At 67.2% G+C, this 8,519-nt stretch carries 9 protein-coding genes and 1 pseudogene; 5 read left to right on the plus strand and 5 right to left on the minus strand.

Going from position 1 to position 8,519, the window contains the following annotated elements; translation table 11 throughout:
* Positions 1-10 precede the first annotated feature (10 nt).
* Both IPG50_30645 and IPG50_30650 read left to right on the plus strand, forming a co-directional pair.
* Positions 11-565, plus strand: coding sequence for a hypothetical protein (locus IPG50_30645; GenBank protein ID MBK6696517.1), 555 nt, complete (start codon positions 11-13; stop codon positions 563-565).
* Positions 566-745: 180 nt separating this feature from the next.
* Positions 746-1,501 (plus strand): hypothetical protein, encoded by a 756-nt coding sequence (locus IPG50_30650; protein ID MBK6696518.1) that lies wholly within the window; start codon positions 746-748, stop codon positions 1,499-1,501.
* A gap of 45 nt (positions 1,502-1,546) precedes the next feature.
* On the opposite strand, the pseudogene arr reads toward IPG50_30650, so the two are convergent.
* Both arr and IPG50_30660 read right to left on the minus strand, forming a co-directional pair.
* Positions 1,547-1,992 (minus strand): annotated as a pseudogene (arr, locus tag IPG50_30655) (NAD(+)--rifampin ADP-ribosyltransferase).
* A gap of 87 nt (positions 1,993-2,079) precedes the next feature.
* Positions 2,080-2,250, minus strand: a complete 171-nt coding sequence (locus IPG50_30660) for a hypothetical protein (GenBank protein MBK6696519.1) — start codon at positions 2,248-2,250, stop codon at positions 2,080-2,082.
* Positions 2,251-2,832: 582 nt separating this feature from the next.
* Here IPG50_30660 and IPG50_30665 point away from each other — a divergent pair.
* The 3 genes from IPG50_30665 (at position 2,833) to IPG50_30675 (ending at position 4,956) form a co-directional block, all read left to right on the plus strand.
* Positions 2,833-3,003: a carboxypeptidase regulatory-like domain-containing protein gene (locus IPG50_30665; protein MBK6696520.1), complete on the plus strand. Its 171-nt coding sequence runs from the start codon at positions 2,833-2,835 to the stop codon at positions 3,001-3,003.
* Between the two features lie 524 nt (positions 3,004-3,527).
* Positions 3,528-4,022, plus strand: coding sequence for an endonuclease (locus IPG50_30670; GenBank protein MBK6696521.1), 495 nt, complete (start codon positions 3,528-3,530; stop codon positions 4,020-4,022).
* Between the two features lie 367 nt (positions 4,023-4,389).
* Entirely contained in the window at positions 4,390-4,956 is a 567-nt protein-coding gene (locus IPG50_30675; GenBank protein ID MBK6696522.1) for a hypothetical protein, read from the plus strand.
* Between the two features lie 678 nt (positions 4,957-5,634).
* On the opposite strand, the gene IPG50_30680 is transcribed toward IPG50_30675, so the two are convergent.
* The 3 genes from IPG50_30680 to IPG50_30690 form a co-directional block, all read right to left on the minus strand.
* Entirely contained in the window at positions 5,635-5,808 is a 174-nt protein-coding gene (locus IPG50_30680) for a hypothetical protein (GenBank protein ID MBK6696523.1), read from the minus strand.
* A gap of 389 nt (positions 5,809-6,197) precedes the next feature.
* A complete protein-coding gene (locus tag IPG50_30685; GenBank protein MBK6696524.1) occupies positions 6,198-6,347 on the minus strand; it encodes a hypothetical protein in 150 nt (49 codons plus the stop codon).
* Positions 6,348-7,636: 1,289 nt separating this feature from the next.
* The gene (locus tag IPG50_30690) at positions 7,637-8,206 is read right to left on the minus strand and encodes a hypothetical protein (GenBank protein MBK6696525.1); all 570 of its coding nucleotides are present in this window, start codon (positions 8,204-8,206) and stop codon (positions 7,637-7,639) included.
* Positions 8,207-8,519: the final 313 nt, after the last annotated feature.

The raw sequence follows: 8,519 nt of genomic DNA on the forward strand, positions 1-8,519 counted from the left end.
AGACGCGTGCATGCAGCACATCGTCGCCCGCCTCGTCGTTTCGCTTCTCCTCACCGCCTGCGGCGCCGTTGCCGCAGAGTCCACGGCGGCCCTCGACGCCGGCCCCGACGCCCAAGGCAAAGACGAGAACGGCTGCTGCCCCATCAGCCCCGCGGTGTCGGGCTGCATGGCCCTCGGCGGCTCGCGCAGTTGCGGGCGGGCTTGTGACTTCCCGTGCACCACCAACTGGCGCAGAGAGCGAGACGCCAACGGCTGCCTCGAGTGGCGCCACGACTCCGTGCCGAACTGCGACTCGAGCACCATGGGTGGAGGCAGTGGACCGGGCCCCTGCGCTTACCCGAACATCGAGAACGAGGCGGGGTGCCCATTCGGCTACGCGGATTCCGTCTGGGGCTCGCCTTGCCCGAACGTTGGCCTTCGCTGCCAGTACCCCGGGCAAGGGGCTCGCAAGAGCGACGGCTGCTTCGAAACGCCCGTCCTCCGTTGCGCTGCGGTCGTCACGGTGAGCGACGGCGGAGGCGACGCAGCCGACCTCACCTCTGCGCGCTGGACCTTGGACGACTGAGCAGATCGTCGGCCGTCCTGGCCGGGTGCGTCGCTCGCGATCGCCCCTGTTCGCGCACGGCATTCGCGCATTCGTAACGGTGAGGTCGTGCACCGCGTCACCACGCGCACCGCTCGTGATGCCGAATCCGCGAGCAACCCGCGATCGCCGTAAGGCACGAACGTTGCGCTCCGCGCGCGCATGAGTTCCTCCACGTTCAATCGTTTCGCCTCCATGCTCTGCGCGATCGTCTCTGGCACGGCGTGCAGCGCCGCTTCCAACCCGCTAGCCGATGTCCCTCGTGACGCCGGGGTTGTGCCGGCGGACCAGGACGGCGGCGCTTCCAACGCCGCGACACCCGACGCGCGGACGTCGTCGCCGACGAAGAGCTGCGCGCCCGACGACATGTCGAGCTTCACGCCGAAGTGGGTCCCGCCTAGCCCAACCAAACAAGGTGTGTGCGACGCGAGCCAGATCAGCAAGCTGGCAGCTTGCCTGTTCGACCCGAGCGCCAACCTCGCCGATTGCGACAAGTTCTTGACCGCCAACGAGAACGGCACCTGCGTGTCGTGCGCGATAACGCAAGAGCCAGCCCCTAGCGTCTACGGCCCGATGGTGGTCCGCGAAGGCTCCCTCCTGGAGCTCAACCTGTCCGGATGCATCGCGCACGCGACGAGCAATGTGTCGGCTGCCGGATGCGGCGCAAAGCTCCAAGCGCAACGCGAGTGCACGAACACAGCGTGCGCGGCCAACTGTCCGGTGCCAAAAGACGATTCGAAAGCCCTCAACGCACGGAGGGAGTGTTTTGCGGAAGCCGACAACGACGCGTGTGCGTCGCACAACGACGCGGCAACCCGCTGCCTGGAAGGCGACTTACCGGACGCAGCGACCGTGTGCCTCGAAGGGACCTTTGAAGAGCGCGCGAAGGCTTACGTCGCGCTCTTCTGCGGCAAGTGATCGATGGGCGCGCGCCGCAGCGCGTCGCGCGTAGGCGAATGCGCGTCAGTCTTCGATGGCCGTGATGCCCTGCGCGGCGAGACGCGCGAGGCCGTCCTTCATCGCCTGGATTTGTTTCGGCGAGTGTCCCTTCCAGTCGGCGAGCTCTCCTGTGACGCGAAGGGGTTCCCGCGTGCGGTACGACCTCGTTGGGTTGCCAGGGAACTTCTTGTCCGTGAGGTTCGGGTCGTCCTCGATGGGGCCCGTCGGTTCGACGATGTAGATGCGGCCGCGCCCATCGCCAACCGCCAGCTCCGCGCCCCAGGTGGCGGCGTCCAACGTCTCCGTCAGGTACACGAAGGCGGCGGCGTTTCGTTCACCGAAGTTTGATGCGCGCCCCGCCTCGATCAAGTCGCCCGGCTGAGGTCGGCCTTCGTACCGTGCAGGTAGCGCGAGCCGCGAACGCCGTCGGTCCACACCTTGAAGGGTTCGGGCGTCGGCGGCGTCGTCATGGGCGAGGGAGTCTAACCCACTGGGTTTGCGACGGGAGCGCGTCGAGGCGCGGGGCGCGGAGCGCCGTCAGTGGTCTCGGCGTCGAACTACTCGATGAAGCCCGGACCGATGGGGTTTCTCTGCGGTGCAACGTTCCCTTCGACCTCAATTTGCGGATCTTGCGACGGTTCCGATGGACCTGAGTCCGAGTCCGCAGAAGAACAAGCGGCGATCATGAGCGACAACGTTGCGAGGGCAAAGGGTGCGAGGGTCTTCATGGGAAACCTCCTGGGGGGGTTCGTGGCCTAGCCAACCTAGTGCCCGGCGAGCCTCCCAAGGCGTCAGGTTTTTGTGCTTGGCGCGCCGATTTGAAGGTTCATCACGCGGGCCAACGCACGTCGGCGCCTCTGCGCGGACGTGTGGCCGCCCCACGCACCCAGTGACGCAAGGAGGAGCCAGCGCTCTGGCACGCGACCGCCCCCAACCTTCTTTCCTCGGCAGCCATCGTTGCGCCGCATGGCACAGTCGGACGACGCGATCAGACCCATCTGTTGCGTCACCTCTCACGGACACGCGGATACCGTGTGCCCAGTCCGGCATGAGTCCTGCGAAGCCGACGACCATGCATACCTCACGTTTTCTCGTCGCCTCGATCTTCGCCCCACTGCTCGCCATCGGGTGCGGCGTCAACCCGCAGTCAAAAGAGGCTGAGACGAATCCGGCCGCACGAATCACGATTGCGCACGGCGTCTACGGCGTCGTCACGCCTCGACGACGTCTGCAGCGCGCCCTGCGCAGCCACGCCACTGGCGCCCGAGCTCCAGCCAAGGGCTCCGGCGGGCGGCTCCTCCCCATACGCGATTCGCAGCTCCGGCAACGACGGTTTCTACGAGGTCGCGGCCGAGCCGGGCACCTACGATCTCTGCACATCCTTCGGCCGCTGCGAACGCATCGTGCTGCGGGACGGAGAGAGACTTCGCGCCGACTACGAGCTGGGCGTCGGTCCCGGCTGGACCGTTGCGCAGCGATGATTGCGGGCAACTCGCGCGAGTGCGCGAAGGACCGCCTACCCGGATCGCATCGAGGGCACAGCGGCAACGGGCGCGCGGAATGCGGAGCGACGCACCGAACACCAAATGCCCGGTCGCCGGTTTGGGGCACGGTGCTAGCCTGAGCGAGTGCGCGCAGTAATTGGCCTTGGGGCGTTGGCGTGGCTCGCGTTGGCGGTGGCGTGCGGCACCGCCGACATCACGCCGGCTCCCGTCCCCTCACGCGTCGACGCGGCCGAGGAAGCTCCGAGCGAGACGTCGACTGACGCGAGCACTGGCGACGGTGGCCTCCGCGACGGCAGCGCGTCCAAGGACGGTTCGTCGTTTGACGCACCGTCGAGCTTCGACGGCGGTGGTTACGCGGCCATCGAGGGGCTCTCGGGGCCCGCCTTTCGGACGGCGCTCAAGACGCTCATCAGCGGGCATACGTCACTCGGGTACGACGGCGCGCGCGACGTCATGCTCGGCGTAACCGGCAACTTCGATCTCACCGGCGGCATGCTCGAGTGCGTCTACACGGGCAAGAAGGCCGCGCCCGACGGCACGCGCACGCCCAACGGCTTCAACACCGAGCACACGGGCCGCAGAGCCTCGGCGCTGGCAGCGAGCCGGCTCGAAGCGATCTGCACCACCTCTCCCCCGTCGACGAGCTCGCCAACAACGCGCGCGGCAACCTCCCTTCGCAGCCACAAGCTGCACCAGCGCCTGCGCGTACGACAACGGCGGCTCGCGCAAGGGACCGCTCTTGGGCGGGCGTGGAAGAGGTCTTCGAGGTCCGACCCGTCCGACGCGGCGATTTGGCTCGCGCACTCTTCTACTTCGCCGTTCGGTACGACCAGTCCATCGAGGCCTTCGAAGAGACCGCGCTTCGCTCGTGGCACGACAGCGATGCGCCTGACGCCGTCGAGCAGGCGCGCAACGACGCCATCGAGACCTACCAAAAGAACCGGAACCCCTTCGTCGACCGGCCCGACTTCGCCGCGAGATCGGCGGACCATTGATGCGCGTCGCGGCATAGACACTGGTCATCGATACTGCGGCTGGCTCGACTGGCGGGGACGCCGTCGCGGTCTACTGTCGGGTCGAAAAGCCGCTCTCGTCCGCGCTCCTCCCCGCGCTCGTCGCGACCGCCTTCCGCCTGCTCAAGCGGACGAGACGAACCGCCACGCACCGCCTCGGCGCAGGCCGACGGTGGAGCCTCCACGTTCGCCGACGCGGGAGGCTTCGCGACCGCGTCACGCGCGCACCAAGCCAAGCTCAGCCGGTGAACCTGGTCTGCATGTTCGACCAATCGGGCAGCAGGCGACGAGGCCCACGGCGCCATCTTTGGCTTCACCAAAGCCGCGCTGGAATCCGATCACCAACGGCATGAAGCGATTCTTCGCCGACGCCGCCTCGAGCAGCGTCCGCGCCTCGCTCAATACTTTCCGCTCGAAAGACTGGTGCGAAGCCAAGGCCTACAAGACGCCCGAGGTGCCGCTGACGGCGCTGCCAAACCCGACCCTTCATCACCTCGTTCAACGCGCATCAGCCGCTCGGCGGAACGCCGCGACCTTGCCAGCCGTCACCGGCGCCATCGACTACGCGAAGGAGCTGAAAGCGCAGTTCCCATCGGAGGAGTCGGCCGTCGTTCTGGTCACCGACGGAAGCCCAAGCGACTGCGGCAGCTTCGGCGAGGTCGTCGGTCGCTTGAAGGCCGAGGCCGCCAACGTGAAGACCTACGTCGTTGAGAGTCGGTGCAGAGACCTCACGTTTCTCGCCGACATGGCGAAGGCCAGTGGCACGGGCCAAGCCATCATGGTCGACCTCGCGAACCCAGCAGACGAGCGACGAGTTCGTGAAGGCGCTCGGCGCCATTCGCGGCAAAGCCGTCTCGTGCCGCATGCCGCTGCCGGAAGGCCCCGACGGCAAGGCGCTCTCGCCGAAGGAGGTTAACGTGGCCTTGGCGTCGTCCAGTTCCGTGGGAGGCACACCGCCGGAAATCTTGAGCTACGACGCGACCTGCGCCGATCCCAACGGGTGGCGCTACATGACGACATCAACGCCCCGACGACCATCGAGCTGTGCGCGGCAGGCTGCGAGCGTGTCCGCTCGATCGCGGGCGGCGCCGTCGACGTGCAACCTGGCTGCGTGACCAGGGCCCCGTCGGGTAGGCGGCCCAAGTTCTCAGGGGCCGCGCCGTTTCCTTTCGGAGGTGAACATGTCCTGTCACGAAGCCCGCACGAAAGCCATTGCTGCTCACGCCAACTGGAAGGCGCGGTTTCCAGGCAGTTCATGGCCGGAGAGGTCGAGCTCAACGCAACGGTGGTGGAGCCGCAACGACGCTTGCGAATTCGGAAAATGGATTGACACGTCAAGCGCAAGCCTCGAAGGAGCACGCGAAGGCCGTCAACGACGCGCACACGGAGTTTCACCGTGTCGCCGCCCGAGGTCGTTCGAGGCAAAAGGAGCCGGACGCACTTTGCAAGAAGCGGAGGCATCACCCAGTCCCTCGGGCGCTTCGGCAAAGCCACGACCGCGCTGACCCGGTCGTCATCGCCGCACGGGATGCCGCCCGCTAGCGCGCACTGGTTCTTCCTCGGATTGCCGCGCACGATGCTTGACGCGGCGTCGTCACTTCACGAGGTCGGACGCCGCGCGCGGGCACAGCTCCAAGTAGGTCTTCGCGGGCGACGGAGAGAACACTCCAAAGACGCCGGTGATGCTCTCGAAGGCGTTCACCTTCGACGCGCTGACGACATCTGCCGAGAAGGCGCCGCCGGGCAGAAAGAACGGCGAGAGGCTCACGATGTCTGTTCCGCCATCGGGGAACGTGCCGCTGAAGCTCGTGGGGTAGAGGCCAAAGGTCTCATCGGGCGCCGCCGAGGCCTTGCCGGAGAGCTTCAGGGCCTGACGAGCAACTGACCGCGTACGTCTGGCAGTTGTCGAGCGGGCGGATCCCCAAATGCGACGGAATCGGCGTCACCACGCCCGTGCCGACCCTCTGGAAACAGCCCGGCAGGGCGCTCGACACCCTGCACGAGGAGCTCGTTCTGTCCGCCCGCGGTGCGGCGTAGTCCCCAGCCCATGACGTTGACGCTGTCGCCCACGGAGACGCCGGCGAAGTGTTGCGCCGCCTTCGCCGACACAAAGACCTCGATGGCCCTGGGGGCGCCGTCGGCAAACGACGCGAAGCTTTACTCGGCCTGCACGTAGAAGTGACACGCTTGGCCCGCGACGCAGCAGCCACCGCGCGAGACGCCAGTGACGAAGACACCGTCGAGCCACGCGGCCTCCGGCGTCTTCGCGTTGGCCTCCCAAATCCCGGCAATGGTCCGCGTCGGCACGTTGGCCGGTTGCGACGCGCAGTCGGGCCAACCGGCGTCGGGCGACGCGACCGCCGCGTCATCGCTCGAGGCTTGCGGTCCGGCCGCGCGCCGGCATCGCTCGCGGCGGGCTCTTCAGCGTCAACGGCGGCCGCAGGCGCGGCCGTGTTCGCCTGACGCTCCGTCCTCACAGGCGCGCTGCTGCACGCCCGACCGAGAACGCGAGGAGCGTCGCGCCGAACTCGGTGCCGCGAGAAAGCCTTGATGCCATGGTGGTCTCTTACGCGACAGCGGCGCCGTTCCTTCCCGGTCGGAAGGGCGGCGCACGCGCACGGCATGTTGCGCGAAAAGCCTCCTTGTGAGCACGCCGCGGGTACGTTCCGCGCCCCGCCGTCGCGAGGACCCATCGCGAGGAGAAGAAAAATGAGCCACGGGAATCCCCGCGCACCGTCCGTCCCGCTCGAAAAGCCCCGAGAGCACGCGCCATCGCCGTCCTCGCAGAGGCTCGCGGTGCGAAGACGACCCGGCGGCGAAGACCGAGCGCGTGTGGCTGATCTGTTCCGAAGGACGGACCGCGGCCCAAACCCCGGCCCGTTGCTCCTCGCCGGCGGTCCGCCGATTGGCGTCGACGAGACAACACGGCCCACCTTCGAGGGCGCCTTCATGCACCATCTCTTCGACGATCGATCCCGAACGAACACCCGAGCTGCGGCGCTTCCCCGGTTCGCCGAGGCGCGCGCCTTCGCGGTGTTCATGGCCGACCACGAGACAACGACGCGTCTCCCGTCCTGGCCCAAAGAGACGGCCGTCGTGGCGTCTCTCCGAGAGCGATCTCAAGAAGGGCGATTGGAAGGCCCCGACGTAGACGACCCTCCCGGACACCCTTCGACCTGATCGCCATCGACGTCCCTGTAACGGCCTTCGACGCAGCAAAGCTCGGAAACGGTGGGCGCCTTCGACTTCAACTCGTTGGACGCGCCCGCGACACGCAAGACGACCGGAAGAAGCTCCGCGCCATGCTCCGCGAGTTCGCCGTCGCGCACGCGAAGACGAAGGAGGCGCGTCGCCGCGCTGCGCGCCGATTTCATGAACAACGATCACCTCGGCGCCAGGTCATTCACTTCGCCAAAGACGCTTTCTGAGACCGACTTCCTCCGCCAGTTACCGGGAAGACCTGCTCCCCGAGCTCTGCCTCGGCGACGCCGGGACGTTCTACGTCTTCGCCGACACCGCGTTTTGGATCGGGCACTGAGCAGCACGCGCGTGGGGGCGCTCGGGGATCTGGTGCAGACAGGCGCGGCGCTCCAGCCTCAATGCGCGAGCGGCCCGCCGGCGCGTACTTGTGCAAAAACCCACTGCTCGTGGATGTCGATGCCCTGCGCCGTGAGTCGCGCGCCAAGGACGCCGTGCGGATCGCCGTCGGGCGCCGTGAGCTTCACGTAGCCGAACTCCGACGGGAATAGAGGTTCAGGCGTCAGATCTTTGCCGCCCACCTTGGCCTTTCGTTGCGCTCGAGAGCGCCTCGAGGAATGCATCTCGCGAAAGGCGCTCTTTGCCAGTGGGCGTAGAGGATGTCGAAGATCGCGCGCCGCACGGACCAGTCGAACGAGCTCCTTCTTCAAGCGCCGCGAAGAGCGGCGCCGATGGGAAGAGCACCTTGCCGGCGAGCGGATTGAGCAGCGAGGCGAGAGCGATCCAAAGGCTGATGCCGAGCAGGGCCAGCGTCGCGAGCGCGATGGGCATGTCCATGGCACGCGCGTGAGCGCGTCGCGCTGCGAACTGGTGCGGAAGACGAAGAGCAGGTCGACGACTCCGAGGAGGAACAAGAAGAGCAACTTGGCGAAGAAGCCGAAGCCGTAGGTGAGAAAGAGGAAGATCACAGGGCGCACCACCTCGGTGGCGAGCGCCAAATCGCCGTGGATCGGGCGTCTGCCCGTTGGCGACGTTCCAGGGCCCACGCGGTGACGGCCCAGTTGAACGAGAAGGCCGTAAAGACGGGGTCCCGCCGTAGACGTTCTTGTTGCCGAAGAGCATGGAGCCGCCACGAGCCGGCAGCCTCCGCCGAAGAGCAAGCTGAAGACATGGCCGCCGTCTTGCGCGCCGCCGTGAAGTGTGCCAAAGCGCACCCACAACCGGAAGGCGATAGGCGAGAGCGCTCCTGTAAGCGATCGCGAGGCCGAGCAGACCGAGCGG

This window comes from Myxococcales bacterium, assembly GCA_016703425.1.
Classification (GTDB): Bacteria; Myxococcota_A; Polyangia; order Polyangiales; family Polyangiaceae; genus JADJCA01.

Coding starts and splice junctions, on each gene's coding strand:
- IPG50_30645 (MBK6696517.1), top strand. CDS start 11: ATGCAGCACATCGTCGCCCGCCTCGTCGTTTCGCTTCTCCTCACCGCC.
- IPG50_30650 (MBK6696518.1), top strand. CDS start 746: ATGAGTTCCTCCACGTTCAATCGTTTCGCCTCCATGCTCTGCGCGATC.
- IPG50_30660 (MBK6696519.1), bottom strand. CDS start 2,250: ATGAAGACCCTCGCACCCTTTGCCCTCGCAACGTTGTCGCTCATGATC.
- IPG50_30675 (MBK6696522.1), top strand. CDS start 4,390: ATGAAGCGATTCTTCGCCGACGCCGCCTCGAGCAGCGTCCGCGCCTCG.